This is a genomic window from Haladaptatus sp. CMSO5 (assembly GCF_036689885.1).
GTDB lineage: Archaea > Halobacteriota > Halobacteria > Halobacteriales > Halococcaceae > QDMS2.
The window spans coordinates 126,553-148,141 of the sequence record NZ_JBAHVW010000002.1; the positions used below are offsets into that span (position 1 = coordinate 126,553).

A 21,589-nucleotide genomic window follows, 5' to 3' on the forward strand; every position below is an offset into this window, starting at 1 on the left:
TCGCGCCAAGCCGATGACCGACGTGTCTACATCGAGGGCGACCTCGATAGGATGGGGGCAGGTCTCGAACGCTATCTGGGGGCCACCGCCGAAAGACGAGCATACGCTTTCTGCGGGTGACGAAGCCCGCCTCGACGAACTCGCAGCGAGTTTGCATGCGAACGGAGGAGCGGAGGGTACCACCGCAACATCGTTGCTTGCTTTCGGGACGAACGCCATCGGAGGTGTGGGTGCCTTGTTCGCGGGCAGTGTCGCAGACCGCGTGGGGCAGACGACCGTTACTAGCGCATGCATGGTCAGTAGCGGCCTCTCCTGTCTCGCTGCTGGGTTCGTCTTCGGCGAACCACTAGTCATCCTGGCCCCGTTCTGTCTGGTCTGGGGCTTCGTGATTGTCGCCGACTCCGCACAGTTCTCCGCCTGTGTCTCCGAACTCGCGGAGGACAACTACGTCGGGACGGCTCTCACCTTGCAAACTGCGATTGGATATATTATCACCACGGTCTCCATTCAGCTGGTTCCAGTTTTTGAGGGGTATTTAGGATGGCAATGGGCGTTCGCCCCTTTGGCAATGGGCCCCGCTATCGGCACCGCAGCTATGCTCTATCTCCGGGTACTCCCAGAAGCGTCAAACCTGGCCGGTGGCAGGGGATGAGTCAATTACCTTACCCTCGTCAAGAAAGACCGAGCGTAACTTCCGATGGTACAACCCCATCTATGCAGGTTTGGGCCAACACGCTGGTCTGTTGCACGCTGGGCAGATAAACTGGCCAATCCTAGGAGACGGTGGTTAGAACCACCACCCAGTTCCATATAGCGATATAGAGTTTATATAACGGAGAATCAGTCGCAGTATGGCGATTTTTCACACCACCAGGTCAAAAAACATCGGTGTTGACTAACCCAATAATCAACACCAGAATTTTGTACCCTGCTGCCGTCTGTGCGTCCAACGCCATGCCCAATCCAACGGACGATGATTCTCCACCCCGAACCTCGACGCGCAACTCCGGGGGGACACGGCTCCAAGACGCGCTTCCACCATTCCTTGCGAGCAAGAGCAAGGGAGAAACCGGATCGGGTAACTACCAGCGCAACGCAGAACGAGTCGTTGGCCTGTGGATTGACTGGCTCGAAACGCGTGGAGTGGATACATTCGACGAGTTAGACGTCCGCTCGATGCGCGAGTACGCGCGATACCTGACCCAGCGGGTTCGTGCCGATGCCATCGTGGCCTCGACCGCGCACAACTACTACGCCGTCGTCCGGGCGTTCTTGACCTGGTGCGTGCGCGAAGAACTCATCGCGGACAACCCCGCGGCAAAACGCCGTGCAGAAGAGGAATTACCCGACAAATCGGCGGGTCGGAAAACCCAGCCAGAACAGTTCTGGTCGCCGACAGAACGCCGTAAAATCATGGCCTTCGTTAATAAGCGAGCCCACGACGCCATCGATGAACAGGGGTTCGACGCAACCGAAGAAACACGTGACCGGGCGCTCGTCGCCCTCCTTGCCTACTCCGGAGTTCGGGGCGCAGAAGTGTTCAACGCACCCGGCGACAGTCGGCGTACTGGATTGACGTGGGCAGACGTTGATCTCGACGAGGGGATATTGGTCGTTCTCGGAAAATCCCAAGAGCGCGAGCCGGTACAGCTGCCGCCACAAGCGTGTGAACCCCTGCGTCGGTACCGCGAACTGCTCGCTCCGCCAACTCCCGAGTGGCCAGTGTTTCCGACGCGAAGCGCGCCGACGCTCTATTCGACGGCACGAGATGGGCTTCGGGCAGCAGGATATGTGGACAATGAAATCGATGAAATTCTCTCTGGAGCCGACACAGAAGCGGTGATTCGCGCGTACGAACTCGTCCCGCCGTCGGTGACAACGACGGGAGCCCGCGCCATCATGAAACGGCTCTGTGACGAGGCTGAGTTCGAGGTCGCTGGTGACCGCGACTACCTGACGCTCCACGGTGCGCGCCGCGGCCTGGGTGAGACGCTGTATCGGGCCCACAGCCCCGCGGCCGCCCAGCGTGCGCTCAGGCACAAATCCCCGGAGACGACGGCTCGGGCGTACGCCCACATCGAGGCGAGCGACCTCGCAGAACAGGTCGGTGGCGTGCTCGATGACGTGGATAGAGAGGCCGAATAACCCACAGCACATCAGTTTTTAGGCCCACCTAAATATCGAAATGCCCTTAAGGATTTAGGGTCGCCTAAAAGTATGGACGGTAAGTCGCAATCGAATCCGACCCGGCGGCGGTATCTCAAAGGTGGCGGTGCGCTCATCGCTGGTGGCCTGCTCGCGGGCTGTACGGGCACGAACGATGCAGACGGGCAAAGAACGGAAACGGGCGGTCAGACGACCGAATCACAAGACGGCTCGACCACCGAAAGCACAGAAGGACCGTACACGGTATCGATGTCACCGATGGGAGACGTGACGTTCGACGCCGTGCCAGAGTCGGTGTTCACCGTCTTCTCGCAGTACGCAGATATGGCAGTCGCCCTCGGGCACGGCGACGCAGTGAATTCGGTGTACGTCCCCGAGATGTTCGGGACGACGCTCAACCACTACACCCACCACTTAGACGGGGTGTCGTTCGATTGGGAGGGCCTCTATGACCCCCTCATGGCAAGCTTTTCGAAAGAGAAACTGTACGAACTCGACAGCGACGTCCACTTTGCTGACCCAGCGTGGGCCTCGACCCAGAGCAACTGGTCGAAATCCGACGTCGAGGAAATCAGCGACCAATTGGCACCGTGGTTCGGGAACTTCTACAGCGGAACCAACGGCGCGCCGCCGAAGGGATACGAAAACTACGACTACTACACCCTCTGGGAACTGTTCGGGAAGGTCGCGGCCGTATTCCAAGAGCAAGCGCGCTACGAAGCGCTCGCTACGGTGCACACGGACCTCGTCTCTACCATCCAAGACGCGCTGCCACCGAAAGCAGAGCGCCCGACGGTCGTTCGTGCGACACTCGCTGCAGACGGCGAGAAGTTCTACACGTACCACCTCAACAAGCCGGGCTACTGGCTCGCAGACACCCGTCCGCTGGGCGCGAACGACGCCTTCGCGGACGAGGATTGGGGCGGACTCTGGGGCACCGTTGATTACGAAGCGATGCTCGAAGCCGACCCGGACATCATCCTCCACCTCTGGGGGATGACGCCGAGCTACAGCATGCAGAAGACGCGAAAGACGCTCGAAGACCACTCTGTGGGCAGTCAGCTTTCGGCTGTGAAGAACGACCGCGTGTTCGCCGCCGGAATGCGGTATCAAGGCCCGCTCATGAACCTGTTCCAAATCGAGATGGGCGCAAAACAGCTCTATCCCGACCTGTTTGGCGAGTGGCCCCGCTACGAAGATGGCGACCACTACCCGGACATCCCCGAAGACGAATGGTTGTTCGACCGGACTCGTGTTGCAGCAATCGTGAACGGCGAGTTTTAATCACCCAAGTGGCGGAAGCGCAGCTCGGCAGTGCTAGCAAAGAATCGGGCACTTGCCCAACCAGAATGCCAGCCCAATCTAACCAATCTCGAAAAACTGTCAAATCCGGTCGTAAGAGCAAAACTAGCCAATCTATACAAACCATCCAAACTATCTTTTCACATATCGTCAAAATCATACAAACTAAATTTGTGGCAGAAAATAATCATTTTCTCGCAGATAGTATTTGCACCCCCCATAGGTTGAGTCTGGTATTTCTTGGGGAATAGAATATTACTGGCTGAGAAAACACATATTTTAGACAGTAAATATTTAGATTTCTGGATTTAGTACAAACTATCCAAACCATCCAAGATAGTGCTCGAAACCGGCGAGAAGTGAACCAGTACGAGGAAAATTGCTGCCCAGGCAGACAGTCAGGAGAGTCGCTCTCTGAACTGGGCCTGGAGCACCGGCAGGAGCAGAATAACGACGGTCAGTACAATGATCACAGCCGAAATCGGTCGGGAGTAGAAGATGGCGAAATCGCCCTGTGAGTACTGCAGCGACCGGTGGAAGTTCGCCTCAGCGACCGGCCCCAGAATGAGCGCGATGATGAGAATAATCCGGGACATACCGAACTTTATCATCAGGTAGCCCAGCACGCCGAACGCACCGGCGATGGCGATGTCCCCGAAGTTGTTCCTAAACATGAATGCCCCGACGAAGGAGATGAACAACACAACTGGGGCAAGAACGACCGTCGGCGTTTGGGTCACCCGGACCAACCGGTTGGCCAGCAACACGCCAATCGTAGACGTGACAAAGTTCGAAAACAGGAGGGAAAACAGGATGATGAAGATGAGGTCTACGTGCTGGTCAAACAGCATCGGCCCGGGTTGAATCCCGTGAACCAAGAACGCACCGAGTAACACGGCGGTCGAAGCCGACCCCGGAATGCCAAGCGCGAGCGTCGGAAGCATCGTGCCGCCGTCTTTCGCGTCGTTCGCAGCTTCGCTGGCAATCACGCCCTTGATGTTCCCCTTCCCGAACGAATCTGGGTCGTTAGACCACTGCACCTCTTGGTAGTAGGCGACAAAGTTCGCCACCGTCCCACCAACGCCGGGAACGACACCGATGAACCAGCCGATAATCGAACCACGGATGACGGTCCATTTGCTGTTGAAGACGGATTTAACCCCGTCTACGACGCCGCCGTGGACGCTCCCATCCTCTGCAATCTTCCGGCCTTCGCTCACTAGTTTAATCATCTCTGCGACGGCGAACAGGCCGATAATCACGGGGATGAGCGTAAAGCCGTCGAGCAGGTACGTCGTCCCCCAGGTGAATCGGGCGCTGCCGGTGACCGCGTTCAGGCCGTGGAAGGCCAACACGAGGCCGAACGCCCCGGCAATCAAATCGCTGAGGATGGAGCCTCTCGTGACGGTGGCGAGCACTGCGAGCCCAAACACCGCAAGCCAGAACAGTTCCGGTGACCAAAACGAGAGCACAATCGGCCGGACGAACGGGATGAGGATAACGAACAAGATAATCCCAATCGTCGCCCCGGTTGCAGAGCTCAGTGCGCTTGCGGTGACTGCCTCGCCGCCACGACCCTGCTTTGCGAGCGGGTAGCCGTCGAGCAGCGTCGCCGCGTTTGGCGCGTCGCCCGGGATATTGAGGAGAATCGCCGTGACAGACCCCCCAAAGGCAACGCCACCGAGCGTCGCGGCCATGATGATGAACGCATCTTCGGTTCTAAGATGGAACGTGAGCGGGATGAGCAGAGCAATCGCAACAGGGCCACCAAGCCCCGGAATCGCACCCATCACCAGCCCCAGTACCGCACCAAGGACGATTAACACGATACCAATCGGCGTGAGAACCGTATCGAGCGCCGTCAGCGCAACGTCAACCAGGTCGCCATCAGCCGCGGCTAACACGAGGCTCGAACAGAAGTCTTGGCCAACGGCGGTTACGACCGGTGAGAGTGCGTCCATCATGGTGTCGCAGTTGGGTTATCGCCCGGCTCGAAGCGAACGAGGCGAGGGGCGTTGTTCAGAGCACTGTGCACCATCGTCGATTAGAACATTTCCTCGATGATTCCTTTGAACGGCTCTTGGGACATGAGTTCGAACTGGTTTCCGACAATCTCCTCGATGCGTTCGTGACCCGCCGGGTCGACGATGACCCGGTTTGCCTCCTCTGCGTCGGCCATGAATTCGTCGTCAGCTATCACCTGTTCGAAGGCATCACGGAGGGTGCTCAAGACATCCTCGTCCATGCCCGGCGGTCCGGCGTAGAACCGTGGGAACAGCGAAACGTCCATGATTCTGTCAATCCCGTCGGCGTCGATTTCTGAAGCGAAAATCTGGCCGCTCGAAATCCGGTCGCGCAGCGCGGCGTCCGCCCAGACGAACAGCAAGTCGACCGTGTCGTAGCCGAGTGCGACGTTGTGTCCGGACGTGGCGGTGAACGCCGCGAGGTCGGCTTCGCCGCGCTCCATGCCCGTGATGCCCGCGCCAACGCCTTCGTAGTGAATGAAGTTGATTTCGTCTTGGCTGAACGCACCCGTCAACTCACCGATGACGATGGGGTGTAAGTGTCCGACCGACCCCTTCCCTTGCGTGGCGAAGGTGAGATCGTCGATTTGGTCGACTAAGTCTTGGAAACTCTCTATCTCTAAATCCGTAGAGCCCGTCAGGCCAATCGGGTCTTGGGAGATCACGCCGAGGTAGCTCATGTCCTGAACGGAGAAACCGGGGTCGCGCCCGATTTCGTGCGGGATGAGCTGAAACGAGTCGTTGGTCAACAACGTGTAGCCGTCTGCGTTCGCGCTGTAGGCCTGTTCTGTTCCGACCGTGCCACCACCACCGGTGACGTTTTTGATGACTAAGTTGTGCTCGCCGCCGAGCAAGTACTCCTCCCAGTAAGGTTTGCTCAGTCGAGCGATGTGGTCCATTCCGCCACCAGTGTCGAATGGAACGATGAGATCGACGTCATCCGAGGGGTATTCGCCGCCGCTGCCACCAGTACAACCAGCAAGGGAGAGCGTTGCGGCTGCTCCAATGCCCTTCAGCATGCTTCTTCGACGCATACCCCATCATTAATAGGGCAGGTGTTATAGCTTTGGGTCGTGACAGATAAATTCTTTGGCTCCCGAAAACCGTGTGAGGGAAGCCCAATACCCACGAAATACCGGTAGAGAAGCGCGCTGTTCCGAGTTTTAGCTGAGGGTCACACAGCCTACAACAGGCCGAAAATGACCCCGTCCCACAGCCGCGCAGAGAGCACATACACGAACGTGTTCAGTAAGACGACGATGACGATGAGGGTGTAAATTGCCATGCGAAGATCACGTTCGTAGACGTACACGAACAGTGGAACCAGCAAGAACGACGAGAGGAAGCCGAACAACCAGATGACGAAGATGAACCCGACAATCCAGCCGACCATCTCGACTTCCCGGCGCACGTTGCGCTCTGCTGCTGCACGCGAAAGGACATCGTCTCCCTCGTTCGTCTTGGAAAACACGCCGTGAATCCGGAAGTGAAGCCGGTCTCCATAGCGATTGAAAAGCGCCTCTACGAGAATCAACCCAATGAGCAAAACGTTCGCGATGAGCGGGAACATTCGCGCTTCGCGGCTGTAGGAGAACGACGTGTAAATCAAAAAGAGGGTGTACAGAGAAAGGGCGAGTAAGAATATCGCTCGGGAATGGCGTCTGACGGCGACTCGCAGGCTACGTTGCTCGGTCATCATACGTGAGAGGTATGCCAGACCTACTCAGATGAGGTATATATGTGCTTCGTTAACGCAGCTCTCGATTTACACGGCGGTCGCATGAAAGTTCGGAGGGTCAGTCACCGCGTCGCGTTGCGACCACGACGAACGTCTCGCGGCGTTCCTTGGCGCGTTGGATACGAAAGCCGTGGTCGAGTAACAGCGATTGTGCGGTTGCGATGTCGAAACACATGTCGGCAGGTGGGCCTCGTTCAGTCTCACCGGCTCGCGTCGCAGACCAGTCGAACACGACGAACCGCCCGCCCGGCCGCAGGACGCGGGCGAGTTCTGGAAGGGCTTCTGCGACGCCGTGGTGGAAAGTGCGCAATGAGATGGCTCCGTCAAGTTCGCCGTCTGCAAACGGCGTGGCTGCAACGTCTTCAGTCACGAGGTCGACGTTCTCGGGGACACCCCGTTCGCGGTATGCCTCGTGCATCCCGTCGTTCGTATCGAGCGCGTAGAGCGTGTCGACGACTGGCGCGAGTTCGTCCGTGAAGAGCCCGGTTCCACTCCCCAAGTCAGCGACCGTCCAGTCGGGTGCGGGGTCGAGTAGCTCTCTGAGTTCTTCAGCCGAGAGATAGCGAAACTGAATCGGGTCGTTCAACCGGTCGATGCGGTCGGTGAAGTCGTGGTCGTGGTCGTGAGAATGCCCGTGTGCGTGGTCTGCCGCGTCGTCATGGTGGCCCATACGTGCATATCCCGCTCGGGGAATATGGGCGTACCGGCGCGGGGAAACGCACCGCGGATTCCGCGGACGGCGATCGAACTGAATCCCTGTGTGAGACACACATACACAAGTTTATCATGTATCTCTCCGAAGCATCTGGCATGGCGGACTACAAGCCACTATCGACGGGTACTGAAAAGGAAGTCCGGCCTGGCGACATCAACGTCGCGAGCCTCCGGACGACCATCGATGGGCTACACGAACGCGGTGAGCTACTCAGGACAGAAACGCCGGTCGACCCCGACCTCGAAATTGCGGGCATCCAAAAGAAGATGGACGGTGGCCCGACCTTGCTGTTCGAGAATCTCAAAGGGTGGGATCACGCGCGATTCGTCGTCAATCTCTTTGCAAACCGCGAGCGCATCGACAACCTGTTTGGCTTCGAAAACCGGCGCGACCGCACCCAGCGAATCGCGGATGCAATCAGCAACCCGATTCCGCCGAAAGTGGTCTCTCGAGAGGAAGCGCCGGTACAGGAAACCGTCGTCACCGAAGACATCAACGTAGACGACATCATCGTCCCAATTCGACACACCGAAGAAGAAGACGAACTCACCACAGGCTCCGGCGTGAGCGTCATTTACGGCGGCTGGTTCGACGGCGGCAGCCACATTGGCTACAACCGCATGAACTTCCGGTGGGGCGACGTCTCGACGTTCCAAGCCGCACCGGGCGGCCACGTCTGGATGGTCATGTCCGAACACTACAACGACAGCGACGATCCGAAGATTCCGATTACGATGAACTTCGGCATCCCGCCGGCAGCCACGCTCGCGGCCGGGTCTGGGTTCGATTACGTCGTGCTCCCGAAGGGCTGTGACGAACTCGGCGTCGCTGGCGGAATCCAGCAGGCACCCATCGAAGTGGTTGAGGCGGCAACGGTCGAGGGCGCGTACAGCATCGCCAACGCCGAGTACGCCATCGAAGGCTACCTGAAGCCGAAAGACCGCCGCTGGGAGACCGACGAGTCAGAGGAGACCGAAGAACAGGGCAAACACCCGTTCCACCCCGAGTGGGCCGGGTACATGGGACGGGCGTACAAGGCTCCGACCTTCCACGTTGAAGCCGTCACTCACCGCGACCTTGACGCAAAACCGCTCATCCAACCAATCATCGTCCACAGTGCAGAGGAGAACAACATCCAGACGACCGTGCGCGAGGGTGCGCTCTACGAGACGGTTGACAGAATCGAACCCGGCATCATCCACGACGTGAACATCCCGTACGCGATGACCGACTGGGGCGGAGCCATCTTCCAGGTGGACAAGTCGAACCCGGTGGACGAAGGCTACCACCGCAACTTCATGGTGACCGCACTCGGCACCTCCCGTGGGATGCGGATAGCCGTGGCCGTTGACACGGACATTGACATCTACTCGATGGACGACGTGATGTGGGCGATTACGACCCGGACGAACCCGCAAAAAGACTTCCTCAACCCGGTTCCCGGCGGCGCAGGCCAGACGTTCCAGCCAAGCGAGCGCGCCGGAGCACGTGGCGAGGTCAAGCAGTCGAACACCAACTTCGAAGGCGGCCTCGCCATCGACGCGACGGTCCCGTACGGCGAACTCGACGTGACATTCGACCGGCCGGAGTATCCCATCGATCTCGTCACGCTCTCGGATTGGTTCTCTTCCGAGCAGCTCGACTACGCAGAAGAAGACCGCGAACGCGGCTGGACGGAACTGCTGTCGAAGACCGGGCGCTAAGCGCGACTCACTGACGATTTTTTCTTGTGTTTTCACTCAGCGTTGCTGAGCAGTGGGTCTGCGAGAGTGGGTTGAGATGGGTGAAAAAGAATCGAGACGTCGAACTTAGTTCTCGTACGGCACGTCGCGGTACTCGTCGGTGAGGTCGGGTCGCCGGATGGACTTCGTCGGCGTCTTCGGGAGTGAGTCGCGGAAGAAAATCTGTTTTGGCGCTTCGAAATCGGAGATATCGTCCGACTGTTTGCAAAACTGGATGAGTTCGGCTTCGGTCACCGACGCACCGTCTTTGAGGACGACGGCCGCACAGACGCGTTCGCCCCAGTGGGCGTCTGGAATCGGGAACACGGCGGTCTCTTTGACGGCGTCATGGCTGCTGATGACGCGCTCTACGCCACGCGGATAGACGTTTTCGCCGCCGGTGACGATCATGCTGTCTGCCCGGCGGAGGTGGAAGATGTAGCCGTCTTCGTCGACGCGAACCACGTCGCCGGACTGGTACCAGCCGTCTTCGGTGAACGCCTCTTTGGTCTTCTCGGGTTTGTTGATGTACTTCTCGAACAGCGTATCGCCGCGAACCTGCATTTCGCCTTCGCCAACCTCGACGACCTCGCCCGTGTTCAAATCGACCACGCGCACGTCCACCTCTTGGACGACTGGCCTGCCACACGACCCGGGCACGCGCCCGGGAACCTCGTCGCGCGGAGAGAACTCGCCGGTTTTGCCGACAGGGTAGGTGAGGATGATGCCCGCCTCGGTCATGCCGAGGCGCTCTGAGACGCGCACGTCGTACATCTCTTCTACGGTATCGTAATCTTTGGCGTCCATCGGTGCACCGCCCGCGAACACCTGCTTTAGCGAACTCACGTCGTAGCGCTCTGGGGTTTCGTACTCCAGCATATCGAGGAGCATCGACCCAGCGATGTACGCGCTGTCGGCTTTGTACTGTTCGACTTCAGCGAGAAAGCGGTCGATGTCCCACTTGTGGAGGACAACGGTGCCCCCGGCAGCGAGCACGGGCAGTGACGACGACTCGAACCCGGAGGTGTGGTACAACGGCCCGGCACAGAGCCACGTCTGGTCTGACGTGATTTTCCAGATGTGTCGCATTGCCTTGGTGTGCACCGACACGCTTCGGTGGGATTTGTAGACGCCTTTCGGGTTGCCGGTCGTCCCGCTCGTGTACATGAGGCCGAACAGGTCGTCGTCGCGCTGGGGCACCGTCTCGGTGTAGTTCGAGTGGGTAGTGAGAATTTCGTCGAGCGTGATGGTGCCGTATTCTGATTCGCCGATGGTGACGACGTGTTCGACGCCGGCGTCTTTGGCCGCTGAGGCGACCATTTCTGCGTCATCGGGGAACGTCATCACTGCGTCCGCGTCGGCGTCGTCGAGGACGTATTCGATGATGTTGCGACCGAACATGTAGTTTATCGGCGCGGGCGCGCCGCCGGCTTTCATCGCGCCGAACGCAGCGAAATAGACTTCTGGGGTGTTCGGGACGTACATGCACACGCGCTTGCCGCCGAAGGATTTGAGCCAGTTTGCGAACGAATTGGCGTGCCAGTTGAGTTCGTTGTACGTGTAGCTCTCGCCCTCGCTGATGACCGCGGTCTTTCGACCACGCTCGTGGACCTGATTCTCCAGATTCACTACCCAGTTCATACTCACTCAACTTGTGAGATAGATAATGTAGTTTTCTATCATGGCACATGATAGCCGTTTCTTCCACCGATAATGGCGGTAAATTGCGTCGAAAAACGTGTGAGCTCCCGGTTCAGTCGTCCGTCTCGGCCGGGTGGAGGAGTTCCCAGACGCGGTCTGGCGTTATCGGCAGCGTGTCTAAGTCGACATCCGCCTGCATGAGCGCATTGCGCACCGCGTTCGAGAGCGCGGGCACGGTTGCCTGCGTCCCCGCCTCGCCGGTGCCTTTCGACCCGATTTCGGTGAACGGCGACGGCGTCTCGACGTGTTCGTGACGCATCTTCAGGCGCTCTTTGATGGTCGGCATGGCGTAGTCCATGAGCGAGTCTGTCTGGAGCGTGCCCGTCTCGTCGTATTCGTGGAACTCGTAGAACGTACTCGCGTAGCCGTGGAAGGTGCCGCCTTCGATTTGCCCGCGAACGATGAGCGGGTTCACGACGGTGCCGGGGTCGTGGACCGTGACGTAGTCTCTGATGTTAACGACGCCGGTTCGTTTGTTCACTTCGACAACGGCGAAGTGCGCGCCGAAGGCGTAGGTCATCGAGGAGTTCACCTTGTCGTCGTCGGTGACGGCCGTCGCCTGATTCATGCCCATGACCGAGAGTGCAGCCAGCTTCGGCTCGACACCCTCGGGCAACTGCTGTGGGTCCCAGTAGGTCGTCCCGGCGATGCGGCGAAGCGAGACAGCGTCGCCCTCGTCGCTCACGACGGCTTCGTCTCTGAGTTCGACGCGGTCTTCAGAGACGCCGAGCAGATGTGCACCGATGGTCAGGATCTGGTCGCGCACTTGTCCGGCGGCCTTCGCGACGGCGGCGTGGCCAATCGTCCCGAAGCGCGAGGAGTAGGTGCCAGAGGAGATGGCCCACGAGTCTGCACTCGTGTCGATACCCGTGTTCACCTTCACCGCGTCGAACGGGACGCCGAGTTCGTCGGCGACGATTTGGCTCACCGTCGTCTCGTGCCCCTGTCCCTGTGGCGAGTCGGTGAGGTCAACCTTGACCGTCGCGTCCGGACCGACGATGACGGTAATCGCCTCTAAGGCACCTGACTTGGTGTTTTTGCGCATCTCCTTTGGGAGCGCCACATCGAGGTAACCCATGTTCGACGCTTGTGGGTCGACCACCGCGGCCATCCCGATGCCGACGAGCGTGTCCTCGTCGTCGCTCTCGGTCGTGAGGTTCTCGTAGTCGATGGCTTCGAGGCCCATCCGCATCGCCTTCTCGTACTGACCGCTGTCGTAGAGGCCCCCAGTGAGCGACTCGAACGGGAACGCATCGTCTTCGATGAAGTTGCGAAGGCGCAACTCGGCCGGGTCCATGTCGATGGTCTCCGCCATCCGGTCGACCAGCCCTTCGAGCGCGAAGTAGTGCAGGTGACAGCCATAGCCGCGGTTCGGGCCGGTCGGACACTTGTTCGTCCTGACGGCGAAAAGCTCCGCCCCGAGGGCGTTCATGGTGTACGGCCCCTGCCAATTCGCAATCGGGCGGTAGGTCGCCCCCGGTTCTGGGGGTCTGACGTACCCACCGTAATCGTCGTACTGCCGGAAGCGAATTGCGCGGATGTTACCGTCGTCGTCAACTGCGCCTTCGAGGTACTGGACGCGGTTTGCGTGCATCGAACTCGCGAGCAGGTGCTCTTGGCGGGATTCGACCCACTTCACGGGGACGCCCGCTTCCATGGATACCGCAGAGAGCAGCACCATGTACGGATAGAGCGAACACTTCACGCCGAAGCCGCCGCCTTGATCCGAGGGGACGCGAAGGGTGATGCGATTTTCGGGAAGGGGCAACACGGCCGTCGTCACGGCATGCAGCGAGAACGGCCCCTGAAAGTTCGCCCAGATGTCGAGCGTGTCCTGTCCGTCGTCGTAGTCCGCGATGACGCCGTAGGTTTCGAGCGGCGGGTACGCCGTGCGCGGGTACTCGAATCGCTCTTCGACGATGTGGTCTGCGGCGTCGAACTCCGCCTCAACGTTGCCGTATTCGAGGACGCGGTGGTTTGCGACGTTGCCGCCCTCGTGAACTTGCGGCGCGTCGTCTTCGACGGCCTCCTCCGGGTCGAGAATCGGGTCGAGACGGTCGTAGGAGACGCGGATGTGTTCGAGCGCGTCGTGTGCCCGGTAACGGTCGTCTGCGACGACGACGGCGACGGGTTCGCCGTAGTAGCGAACCTTGTCCACCGCAATCGGATAGTAGGCGTTAGACGGATTCTGGACGGCGGCCGGGAACGGTTTGACGCGGGCTGCAACGTCCTGCCCGGTGATGACAGCCTTGACACCGGGCAGTTCGAGCGCGGCGCTCGCGTCGATACTCTCAATGTTCGCGTGGGCGAGCGGCGAGCGCAGGACGGCGATGTAGTGGAGATTCGGGACGGGTTCTAAGTCCTCAATATAGCGCCCGCGACCGGTCGTGAGTCGGTTGTCCTCCTTTCGCTTTAGCGGCTGGCCGACGTTCTTTTCTCGCGCAGGTTGTTCCTCCGCTTCGACGGCTTTGACCGCCGCCGCACCACCGTCGGTTCTGGCGGTGTCAGAACAGGTGTCTTCAGACCGGGCGTCGTCAGTCATCGGCCGCCCCCGTATCGGCGCGGATGGCTTTCAGTTCTTCTGCGGCCCATTCGATGCTGTCTACGATGCTGTTGTAGCCCGTACAGCGGCAGATGTTCCCCGAGACGGCAGCGTCGATGTCGGCTTCGGAGGGTGAGTCGTTTTCTGAAAGGAGACCGTAGGTAGAGAGCACAAAGCCGGGCGTACAATAGCCACACTGGAGACCGTGATTCTCCTTGAAGCCCTTCTGAATCGGGTGGAGCATGTCGCCGTCGTCCTCGAGCGCGACGCCTTCTTCCTCTGCTTTTGGCCCCAACCCGCGTGCGGTCATGATTTCTTTCCCGTTGGCTTGCGCGCTGTACATCATACAGGACTTCATCGGCGTCCCGTCCACGACGACCGTACACGCCCCGCACTTCCCCACGACGCATCCCTGATGAACGCCGGTACAGCCGGCGTCCTCGCGGAGGAAGTGGACGAGGAGCTTCCGGTCTGGAACCTCGTGTGTTTCCTCGTCACCGTTCACGGTTACGGTGACGGTACTGGTGTATTGCTCGGCTGTCATTGAAACGTATTCACGTACCGAACCATGGTTATTAAGCATTACTGACGGTGAAAAATCGGGTGTTGGCCCCTGAAACAGGGAAAATCCAGCCTGCCGCGTACCCGGTTACTCGATTCTGAGCGGGCGGAGGCAGTCGAGGACGACGCCAACGCCGCCGTCTTCGACTTGCTCGCCCACCGACACTGGGCCGACGCCTTCGATCCACTCTGCGAACTCGTCGTTCGCGTCGTAGTAGTCGAGCAGGTTCGGGTGGAACAGGAACGTCTCGCCGTCTGCGGCGGCGTCAGTTAACTGCTCGAACGTGTCTGCGGGCGAGGTGCCGCCTTCGAGCAGGCGAGAGTCATGGGGATACACGGAGTCGATGAGTTCGACCTCGGCAGGGACGGTTGCCCCCTCATCGGGTTTCCCGAGTACCCACCCGAGGTCGAGTTCGGCGGCGGCTTTGAGCGTCCCCTCGCTCACGGCCTTGAACGGCGCGAAAAAACCAGTCGGCGTGACCGACGCGGCGTCTTCGATGGCGGCCATTCCCTGTGAGAGGTCGTCGTGGGCCGTTTCGTAGGAGAGTCCGCCGAACTTGACGTGGCGATGCCCGTGCAACACGACCTCATGGCCGCGGTCTGCTACCATCTCGATGGAGGGCGCTTGGTCGTCCACGTCGCGCCCGAGGAATGCGAACCCGGCGGTCGCCCCAACATCGGTAAACAGGTCTGAGACGCGCTCGAAGTCCTCCTGTTCGTACGTCGCGAGGATGTGATAGGACCGTGCTTTGACCGCGCGCTCCGTTTCTGCGCCTGCTACGAAAGAGAGAAACGCCTCGACTTCGCGGCGCTTCATGTCGCTAATATCGTCCATTGGTCAGTGTGACTTTCTACCATGGTCTAATAAAACCACCTTTCCGCAAAAAGAGAAAACCCGTCGTGAGTTTCGGGGACTGCCTGCTTACTGGCTGTCTGCGAGCGCGCGTTCGTAGGCAGTACGCAGCGCCTGCTGCGTGAACTCACCGGCCATCGCGCGTTTGTACGCGCCGAGTCGGCCCTCTTGGTCGGGCATGACCTCGGCTTCGACGGCGTCTGCGGCCGCTTCAAGTGAGGCCTCGTCGAGTTCCGTGCCGACGACGGCGTCTGCAGCACCCGCAGAGGTGAGCAGTGGGCCGACGCTGCCGATGGTGACGCGGGCGTTGATAATCGACCCGTCGTCATCGACGTGGACGAGCGCGGCGACTCCGACGATGGCGTAGTCACCCGAACGGTTCACGTGTTTCTTGTACGTGCTACCAACGCCTGCGGCCTCGGGGAGGAGGGGAAGTTTCGGCAGGCGAACCTCGGTGAGGAGTTCGTCTTCTTCGATATCGACGGTGAACATCCCGATGTAGAACTCAGAGAAGGGAATGACGCGCTCGCCGTCTGGGCCGGTCACGACCACGTCGGGGTTGAGCAGTTTCATCACCGGCATGTAGTCACCGTCAGGGTCGGCTTCGACGACAGTGCCGCCAACCGTACCGCGATTGCGGACGAGGCGGTCTGCGATTTTCGAGATACATTCGCTGAAGATGAAAACGTGTTCGCGAACCAGTTCAGATTCTTCGGCCGTCGTGTGCGTCGTGACCGCGCCGAGGCGGATTTCGTCTGCGGTCTCTTCGATATAGTCGAGTTCCGCGATTTCGGAGATGTCGATGACGTAGTCGGGCATGGCGAGTCGCTCTTTTTGCAACGGGATGAGACTCTGCCCGCCCGCGAGAATTTCAGCGAACTCGTGGTCGGCTATCAGCGTGAGCGCGTCGTCTACAGACTCGGCGGCGAGATATTTAAACTCAGACGGGTACATCGTACTACTCGGATTCGAGGGGATGGTAATAATTCTTCCCCGGTGGTCGGAGGCGTGAGAATGGCTGCGGTTGCCCAAATGGGCTCACGGACCGTGTGTTCCAAGAATTGTTACAGCCATACAATTGTAACAAATTGCTGTTACACGGGGGGTCTCGCACACGCAGCCACGGCGAGAACGCTCGTGAGGACGGCCGTACCGACGTGACGGTCGGTAGAACGAGCGTAACACGTAACACCCCCCGGTGAGTGCGACAGGTATGGAGGATACGGACGGAAACGTCCCTCGATGTGAGTGCAAGGTCGGTCGGCTCGTCTCGCGGTATCGCATGGAGAGCGTAAACGAAGAACTCGAAGCGCGCTGGCGCGGCGACGGCTTCGAAAAGCAGAGCGTTCGGGAGCTCGCAGACCTGTTCAATCGCACGATTCTCGCTCGCACGCTGTCGGCTGCGGGCCACAGCGCGGTGAAAAGCGAAGTCGAGAGCCTCTATCACCTGCTCACGGGAGATGTCAGCAAAGGGATGACTGCAGAGGCACACGGGCGACTCGAAAACTACGGCGTGGACGTGACCACGCTTCGCTCTGAGTTCATCTCCCATCAGACGATGTACCGCCACCTGCGAAACTGCCTGCACGTCTCGAAGACGAAGACGGAAGTGACGGTCGACGGCGAACTCGACCGCATCAACCGACTCCAGAGTCGGGCCGAAGCCGTCCTCGGCGATACCGTAACGCGCCTCAGCAACGCAGACGCGCTCGCAGACGACAACTATCGCCCAATCGTGAGCTTTCGCGTCATGTGCAAACGCTGTGGAACCATCACCGACTTCGCAGACATCGCGTCCCACGGCGGCTGTCAGTGCCAACGTGACGGCGACACAGCGACGTAAGCGGTAAGCGAGCGACCGTGTGAACGTGGAGATGCCGAACCAGCGCAGAGGTACGACAACACATAGTATTTTGACCTATCGCTCAGTAACGCTGGTATGAAACAGTCTCAGGAAGCACACTCGATTGCCCACGTTGGCGTGCGAAATATTGGGGGCATCGAGCACGCAGAACTTTCGTTCGAACCGGGGGTGACGATTCTCGAAGGGAGGAATGCGACGAATCGAACCTCGTTCTTGCGAGCGCTCGCGGGCGCACTCGGCGGCGACGAAGCGAACCTCAAGGGAGATGCGACCGAGGGCGACGTGACGCTCGAACTGGACGGCGACTCCTTTCGACGAACCTACGAACGGGCGAATCGAACCGTCATCACGGACGGGAATCCGTACACTGACGACGCCGAAGTCGCCTCGTTGTTCGCCTTCTTATTCGAGACCAACGAAGCCCGCCAGACCGCAACCCGAAACGAGGACCTCCACGAACTCATCATGCGGCCCGTGGACACCGACGTCATCGACCGCGAAATTCGAGAAGTACAAGCCGAGAAACAACGGCTCAGCGAGACGATCACCTCGCTCGAAGCGAAAAAACAGGAGGTGCCGAAACTCGAAGAGCGCCGCCATACACTCACGGAAACAATCGAGGAACAGAAACGAGCGGTCGACGCGAAAACCGCCAAACTCGAGGAACAGAACCTGAACGTCGAACAGTCCAAATCCCGCCAGAGCGAACAGGAGCAACTCCTCTCAGAGCTCCACGACGCGCAAGCCAAACTCGAGACCGTTCGTGGGCGCATCACCACCGAGCGCGACAGCATCGACGCCCTCGAAACAGAGCGCGACGAACTGACCGAAACGCTCGCAGAGCTTCCAGCGTCGGTACGGACGATAAGCGACCTCGGGGAGCGTCTTGGAACCTACCAAGAGCGAAAGCGGAACCTCGATTCGATCATTGAACGCCTCCAAGGTGTCATCGAGTTCAACAGGCAGATGCTCGAAGACGACACCGAAGTACGCGAGCTGTTCGCAGACGAGTCAGAGCGAAGCCACATCATGGAGCAACTGCTCGCGGATGTCGAGTCTGTCATCTGTTGGACCTGTGGGAGCCAGGTCGAGCGAGCCGACATCGAAGCCATCATCGAGGAACTCGATGCGCTGCGGGCAGACAAGGTCAACGAGCGAATGGAGGTCGTTGGAGAGATAGAGGCGGTCAAAGCAGAGCGCACCGAAATCGAGCGCAAGCAACAAGAGCGCGACCAGACAGAGCACCGCCTGTCGCGGGCAACCCAAGAACTGAAACGTCGCCGCGAGACCGTTGCCGACCTCGAAGCAACCCGCGAGGACGTCGAAGAGACCGTTGAGACGTACAAAGCGCAGGTCGCAGAACTCGAACGAGAAGACCGCGACGAGGTGCTGGCGCTCCACCAAGCAGCTATCGAAGCCGAGTTCGAACTGGAGACCGCACAGTCTGACCTCGAAGCCGTCGAAGCGAAAATTGAAGACATCGAGGAGGCAATCGAGCGCATCCCGACGCTCGAACGCGAGCGAGCGGAGTGTCAAAGCCGGTTGGAAGCGCTTCGAAGCCGGATTGACGACATCGAGCGCGAGGCGGTCGAGACGTTCAACGAGGAGATGGAACGGGTGATTCGCATCCTCGATTACGAGAACATCGACCGCATCTGGATCGAACGGCTCACCAACACGCGCGGTGAGAGCAGTTTCGAGTTGCACATCGTCCGCCAGACGGCATCGGGAACGGTGTACGAAGACACGGTTTCCCACCTGAGCGAGAGCGAACGTGAGGTGATGGGCCTCGTCTTCGCGCTCGCGGGCTACCTCACCCACGACGTCCACGAATCCGTGCCGTTCATGCTGCTCGACTCGCTCGAAGCGCTCGACGCAAACCGGATTGCGAAACTGGTGGCGTATTTCGAGGAACACGTCCCGTATCTCGTCATCGCGTTGCTCCCCGAAGACTCGCAGGTGCTCGCAGACGACTACCGGCGTATCACCGCATTCTGAGCCGCGTTCTCGGTTTCTCGTCGCCCTTTCGTGTTGCGATTTTGGCAGACCACGTCAACCCATACCATATTTATAATATGGGGAAGAAGGGACAGACGATGCTGATCGATTGCCACGTACACATGAATCCGTTCTGGCTCGCAAAGCAGGGAGCCATCGACAAGTTCCGGAACCTCCAGCGGCGCTTCGACGAGGCGTGGGAGATGGCCGAAAATCCGGAACTGTTCCTCGAATATCTCGACACGCAGGGGTTCGACGGTGCCGTTGCCATCAACTACGTCTCGAAGGATATTGTGGGCTACCCACCCGAGGTGAACGAGTTCGCCGCAGAGTTCCGCGACGCTGCCCCAGACCGGCTCCGGTCGGTTGCCGGTATCGACTTAGACGGCACCGTAGACGACGTGCACGCGCGGATGGACCGCATCATCGACGACCTCGATTTGGATGGTGTGAAACTCCACCCACCCCATCAAGACGTGCGCCCGAACGCCTACCGCGACCCGCCGGTCGGCAACAACAACGAGCGCCTCGAAGTGCTGTACCAGCGGTGTGCAGACGCGGACATTCCCGTCGTCATCCACACGGGGACGAGCTTCTTCCCCGGCGCGCGCAACATCCACACCGACCCGATGTACGTCGATGACGTGTGCATGGACTTCGACGTTGACGTGGTGATGTGTCACGGTGGCCGCCCGCTCTACTACGACGAGGCATTCTATCTCTACCGCCGTCACGACAACATCTACTTCGATATCTCCTCTATCCCGCCGACGAACCTGCTCGACGCGTTCCCGAAACTCGAATCCATCGCCCACAAGACGATGTTCGGTTCCGACTGGCCCGCGCCGATGATTCCGGACATCAAGGACAACGCAGACGACGTGCGCGACCTCGGCCTCTCACAGGAGGCGACGGACGCGATAATGGGTGGAAACGCAGAGGAAGTGTTCGGGTTCTAATTCCAGCAACCGACCCGGCTGCTTATTCTGAAATCGCGCTTTCCGATTCGACCTGTTCTTGCAAACTGTCGAAAAACGAAGAGAGGTCCTTGTTGATTTGCCGCTTGATGAGCCGACTGCCGAGCGAGGCGAGGCGCCCGGTGAACTCTAAGTCGGCTTCGTAGCTGAGGACAGACCCGTCGTCGCTTTCGCTGGCATCGATGGCGATATCGCCCGCCGCCGTGCTGTTCGTCCGGTTGTCAGTCCCCTCCATTTCGATGGTGACGTCGTCCGGTCGGTTGTCTTCGACCACGTCAAAGGTTAGTTCCATCGTCACGGAGATGCTCGCCAGCCCACGGCGAACGACGGCGCTAAATTCGGTGTCCGAGGTGCGTTCGACCGACTGTGCGCCCGGAATACAGGCTTCGAGAATGTCGGGACGAAACGAGGTGTCCCAGACGGTAGCCACTGGCGTATTGAATGCTTGCTCACCTTCAAGGTGCATGGTAACGCGTTTCACTCGAATAGGTCTTAAAAGGCTCGGTTCACCACCCCCGGAGCCCGCTCAGTGGAACTCTTGGCGGGCGGTCGCGTCGTTGACGCCGTCTGGGAGTTCGCGCGTCACCGACCGGTTGCTCGAAATTTCGGTCGTGGTTGCAGAGGCGGGCGAGAACTGAAGGTTCACGCCCCAATCGACGTCCACGGTGGCGATTGGCTCGCCGTCTTCGATGTAAAACGGCGTGTCGTGGCCTGGAATGACGAAGTCGAGGCGCTCTGCCATGCGCTCTAAGGTGTCGATGGCTGCCTCTTTGCTGTAGAGCACCATCGGATTCATCGTCGCGAGTTCGCGCGTGTTCTTGACGGCGTCGCCGGTGAAGCCGTAGGTGAGGTCGTCGTCTTCGAGGATGAACGCGACGTGGTGTTCGGTGTGGCCCGGTGCCGGGACGACTTCCATGCCGTTGATGACGTCGCCGGTGTCGAAGAGGTTCACGTCGTGGTTATCGAACATCGCCTCTGCCGAAATCGGCGTTGCCCAGTCTAAGTCGCCGTCTTTGAGCCGCTGCATCTCCGGGCCGTAGACGTGAATCGTGGCGTTCGGGAACAGGTCGATGTTGTCACAGTGGTCGAAGTGGACGTGTGTGAGAAGAACGTCCTCTACGTCTTCGGGTTCGACGTCGACGTTTTCGAACGATTTTTCGAGCACTGGTCGCCGCCCGATGGAACCGACATCGACCATCGACTTCTCGTTTACGAGCACTGCGGAGGCCTGTCCGAGATAGCCGTGACTCGAACGCCCGGGGATACCGTGGAGTAGAATGTCTATCTGAGTCATACAGGCGTAGGGTTTCTGCAGGATTACTATAAAGGTTTCATAGTCGGCAGTCGCGTCCCGCAATAATTGCGGTTGTAGCGGCTCTGCAGGCGGTTTTCGGGATAGACTGGTCGCGTGTCTACGCCGTATCAAA

The 21,589-nt window shown here is 59.5% G+C and carries 18 protein-coding genes; 7 read left to right on the forward strand and 11 right to left on the reverse strand.

Features of this window, described 5'->3' with window-relative positions:
• Nucleotides 1–13: 13 nt before the first annotated feature.
• The 3 genes from V5N12_RS15970 to V5N12_RS15980 all read left to right on the forward strand — a co-directional run bounded on the left by V5N12_RS15970 (nt 14) and on the right by V5N12_RS15980 (nt 3,450).
• A complete protein-coding gene (locus tag V5N12_RS15970) occupies nt 14–652 on the forward strand; it encodes a hypothetical protein (protein ID WP_332900223.1) in 639 nt (212 codons plus the stop codon).
• A 302-nt stretch (nt 653–954) separates the two neighbouring features.
• Nucleotides 955–2,145 (forward strand): tyrosine-type recombinase/integrase, encoded by a 1,191-nt coding sequence (locus V5N12_RS15975; protein WP_332900224.1) that lies wholly within the window; start codon nt 955–957, stop codon nt 2,143–2,145.
• Between the two features lie 72 nt (nt 2,146–2,217).
• Nucleotides 2,218–3,450, forward strand: a complete 1,233-nt coding sequence (locus V5N12_RS15980) for an ABC transporter substrate-binding protein (protein WP_332900225.1) — start codon at nt 2,218–2,220, stop codon at nt 3,448–3,450.
• Between the two features lie 416 nt (nt 3,451–3,866).
• On the opposite strand, the gene V5N12_RS15985 is transcribed toward V5N12_RS15980, so the two are convergent.
• From V5N12_RS15985 to V5N12_RS16000, 4 genes are all read right to left on the reverse strand, one after another.
• Complete coding sequence (locus tag V5N12_RS15985; RefSeq protein ID WP_332900226.1) at nt 3,867–5,432, reverse strand: tripartite tricarboxylate transporter permease; 1,566 nt, start codon at nt 5,430–5,432, stop codon at nt 3,867–3,869.
• Between the two features lie 80 nt (nt 5,433–5,512).
• Entirely contained in the window at nt 5,513–6,526 is a 1,014-nt protein-coding gene (locus tag V5N12_RS15990) for a Bug family tripartite tricarboxylate transporter substrate binding protein (RefSeq protein ID WP_332900227.1), read from the reverse strand.
• Nucleotides 6,527–6,675: 149 nt separating this feature from the next.
• Nucleotides 6,676–7,188, reverse strand: coding sequence for a tripartite tricarboxylate transporter TctB family protein (locus V5N12_RS15995; RefSeq protein WP_332900228.1), 513 nt, complete (start codon nt 7,186–7,188; stop codon nt 6,676–6,678).
• Nucleotides 7,189–7,288: 100 nt separating this feature from the next.
• Nucleotides 7,289–7,900, reverse strand: coding sequence for a class I SAM-dependent methyltransferase (locus V5N12_RS16000; RefSeq protein WP_332900229.1), 612 nt, complete (start codon nt 7,898–7,900; stop codon nt 7,289–7,291).
• 140 nt (nt 7,901–8,040) lie between these two features.
• Here V5N12_RS16000 and V5N12_RS16005 point away from each other — a divergent pair, with 140 nt between their 5' ends.
• A complete protein-coding gene (locus V5N12_RS16005; protein WP_332900230.1) occupies nt 8,041–9,648 on the forward strand; it encodes a UbiD family decarboxylase in 1,608 nt (535 codons plus the stop codon).
• A 105-nt stretch (nt 9,649–9,753) separates the two neighbouring features.
• Here V5N12_RS16005 and V5N12_RS16010 read toward each other — a convergent pair whose 3' ends face one another.
• From V5N12_RS16010 to V5N12_RS16030, 5 genes are all read right to left on the reverse strand, one after another.
• Entirely contained in the window at nt 9,754–11,307 is a 1,554-nt protein-coding gene (locus tag V5N12_RS16010; protein ID WP_332900231.1) for a class I adenylate-forming enzyme family protein, read from the reverse strand.
• Nucleotides 11,308–11,419: 112 nt separating this feature from the next.
• Nucleotides 11,420–13,909 carry a xanthine dehydrogenase family protein molybdopterin-binding subunit gene (locus V5N12_RS16015; protein WP_332900232.1) on the reverse strand — a complete coding sequence of 830 codons (2,490 nt, stop codon included), beginning with the start codon at nt 13,907–13,909 and terminating at the stop codon, nt 11,420–11,422.
• A complete protein-coding gene (locus tag V5N12_RS16020; protein WP_332900233.1) occupies nt 13,902–14,453 on the reverse strand; it encodes a (2Fe-2S)-binding protein in 552 nt (183 codons plus the stop codon). Before V5N12_RS16020 ends, V5N12_RS16015 begins: the two co-directional genes overlap by 8 nt.
• Before the next feature lie 105 nt (nt 14,454–14,558).
• Nucleotides 14,559–15,305, reverse strand: a complete 747-nt coding sequence (locus V5N12_RS16025; protein WP_332900234.1) for a polysaccharide deacetylase family protein — start codon at nt 15,303–15,305, stop codon at nt 14,559–14,561.
• Nucleotides 15,306–15,392: 87 nt separating this feature from the next.
• The gene (locus tag V5N12_RS16030; protein ID WP_332900235.1) at nt 15,393–16,277 is read right to left on the reverse strand and encodes an FAD binding domain-containing protein; all 885 of its coding nucleotides are present in this window, start codon (nt 16,275–16,277) and stop codon (nt 15,393–15,395) included.
• 259 nt (nt 16,278–16,536) lie between these two features.
• Between V5N12_RS16030 and rdfA the strand changes: the two genes are divergently transcribed.
• The 3 genes from rdfA to V5N12_RS16045 all read left to right on the forward strand — a co-directional run bounded on the left by rdfA (nt 16,537) and on the right by V5N12_RS16045 (nt 20,144).
• Entirely contained in the window at nt 16,537–17,166 is a 630-nt protein-coding gene (gene rdfA / locus V5N12_RS16035; RefSeq protein WP_332900236.1) for a rod-determining factor RdfA, read from the forward strand.
• 96 nt (nt 17,167–17,262) lie between these two features.
• Nucleotides 17,263–19,185 carry an archaea-specific SMC-related protein gene (locus V5N12_RS16040; RefSeq protein WP_332900237.1) on the forward strand — a complete coding sequence of 641 codons (1,923 nt, stop codon included), beginning with the start codon at nt 17,263–17,265 and terminating at the stop codon, nt 19,183–19,185.
• A 98-nt stretch (nt 19,186–19,283) separates the two neighbouring features.
• Nucleotides 19,284–20,144 (forward strand): amidohydrolase family protein, encoded by an 861-nt coding sequence (locus tag V5N12_RS16045; protein ID WP_332900238.1) that lies wholly within the window; start codon nt 19,284–19,286, stop codon nt 20,142–20,144.
• A 22-nt stretch (nt 20,145–20,166) separates the two neighbouring features.
• Here V5N12_RS16045 and V5N12_RS16050 read toward each other — a convergent pair whose 3' ends face one another.
• Together V5N12_RS16050 and V5N12_RS16055 are read right to left on the reverse strand one after the other, a co-directional pair.
• Nucleotides 20,167–20,628, reverse strand: a complete 462-nt coding sequence (locus V5N12_RS16050) for a CoxG family protein (protein WP_332900239.1) — start codon at nt 20,626–20,628, stop codon at nt 20,167–20,169.
• A gap of 60 nt (nt 20,629–20,688) precedes the next feature.
• Nucleotides 20,689–21,456, reverse strand: coding sequence for an MBL fold metallo-hydrolase (locus V5N12_RS16055; RefSeq protein ID WP_332900240.1), 768 nt, complete (start codon nt 21,454–21,456; stop codon nt 20,689–20,691).
• Between the last annotated feature and the right edge of the window lie 133 nt (nt 21,457–21,589).

What these genes read in the sequence shown, in the direction of transcription:
- V5N12_RS16025 (WP_332900234.1), bottom strand. Translation starts at nt 15,305, where the DNA reads ATGGACGATATTAGCGACATGAAGCGCCGCGAAGTCGAGGCGTTTCTC.
- V5N12_RS16015 (WP_332900232.1), bottom strand. Translation starts at nt 13,909, where the DNA reads ATGACTGACGACGCCCGGTCTGAAGACACCTGTTCTGACACCGCCAGA.
- rdfA (WP_332900236.1), top strand. Translation starts at nt 16,537, where the DNA reads ATGGAGGATACGGACGGAAACGTCCCTCGATGTGAGTGCAAGGTCGGT.
- V5N12_RS15995 (WP_332900228.1), bottom strand. Translation starts at nt 7,188, where the DNA reads ATGACCGAGCAACGTAGCCTGCGAGTCGCCGTCAGACGCCATTCCCGA.
- V5N12_RS15990 (WP_332900227.1), bottom strand. Translation starts at nt 6,526, where the DNA reads ATGCGTCGAAGAAGCATGCTGAAGGGCATTGGAGCAGCCGCAACGCTC.
- V5N12_RS15985 (WP_332900226.1), bottom strand. Translation starts at nt 5,432, where the DNA reads ATGATGGACGCACTCTCACCGGTCGTAACCGCCGTTGGCCAAGACTTC.
- V5N12_RS16045 (WP_332900238.1), top strand. Translation starts at nt 19,284, where the DNA reads ATGCTGATCGATTGCCACGTACACATGAATCCGTTCTGGCTCGCAAAG.
- V5N12_RS16040 (WP_332900237.1), top strand. Translation starts at nt 17,263, where the DNA reads ATGAAACAGTCTCAGGAAGCACACTCGATTGCCCACGTTGGCGTGCGA.
- V5N12_RS16055 (WP_332900240.1), bottom strand. Translation starts at nt 21,456, where the DNA reads ATGACTCAGATAGACATTCTACTCCACGGTATCCCCGGGCGTTCGAGT.
- V5N12_RS16030 (WP_332900235.1), bottom strand. Translation starts at nt 16,277, where the DNA reads ATGTACCCGTCTGAGTTTAAATATCTCGCCGCCGAGTCTGTAGACGAC.
- V5N12_RS16020 (WP_332900233.1), bottom strand. Translation starts at nt 14,453, where the DNA reads ATGACAGCCGAGCAATACACCAGTACCGTCACCGTAACCGTGAACGGT.
- V5N12_RS15975 (WP_332900224.1), top strand. Translation starts at nt 955, where the DNA reads ATGCCCAATCCAACGGACGATGATTCTCCACCCCGAACCTCGACGCGC.
- V5N12_RS16005 (WP_332900230.1), top strand. Translation starts at nt 8,041, where the DNA reads ATGGCGGACTACAAGCCACTATCGACGGGTACTGAAAAGGAAGTCCGG.
- V5N12_RS16000 (WP_332900229.1), bottom strand. Translation starts at nt 7,900, where the DNA reads ATGGGCCACCATGACGACGCGGCAGACCACGCACACGGGCATTCTCAC.
- V5N12_RS16050 (WP_332900239.1), bottom strand. Translation starts at nt 20,628, where the DNA reads ATGCACCTTGAAGGTGAGCAAGCATTCAATACGCCAGTGGCTACCGTC.
- V5N12_RS15980 (WP_332900225.1), top strand. Translation starts at nt 2,218, where the DNA reads ATGGACGGTAAGTCGCAATCGAATCCGACCCGGCGGCGGTATCTCAAA.
- V5N12_RS16010 (WP_332900231.1), bottom strand. Translation starts at nt 11,307, where the DNA reads ATGAACTGGGTAGTGAATCTGGAGAATCAGGTCCACGAGCGTGGTCGA.
- V5N12_RS15970 (WP_332900223.1), top strand. Translation starts at nt 14, where the DNA reads ATGACCGACGTGTCTACATCGAGGGCGACCTCGATAGGATGGGGGCAG.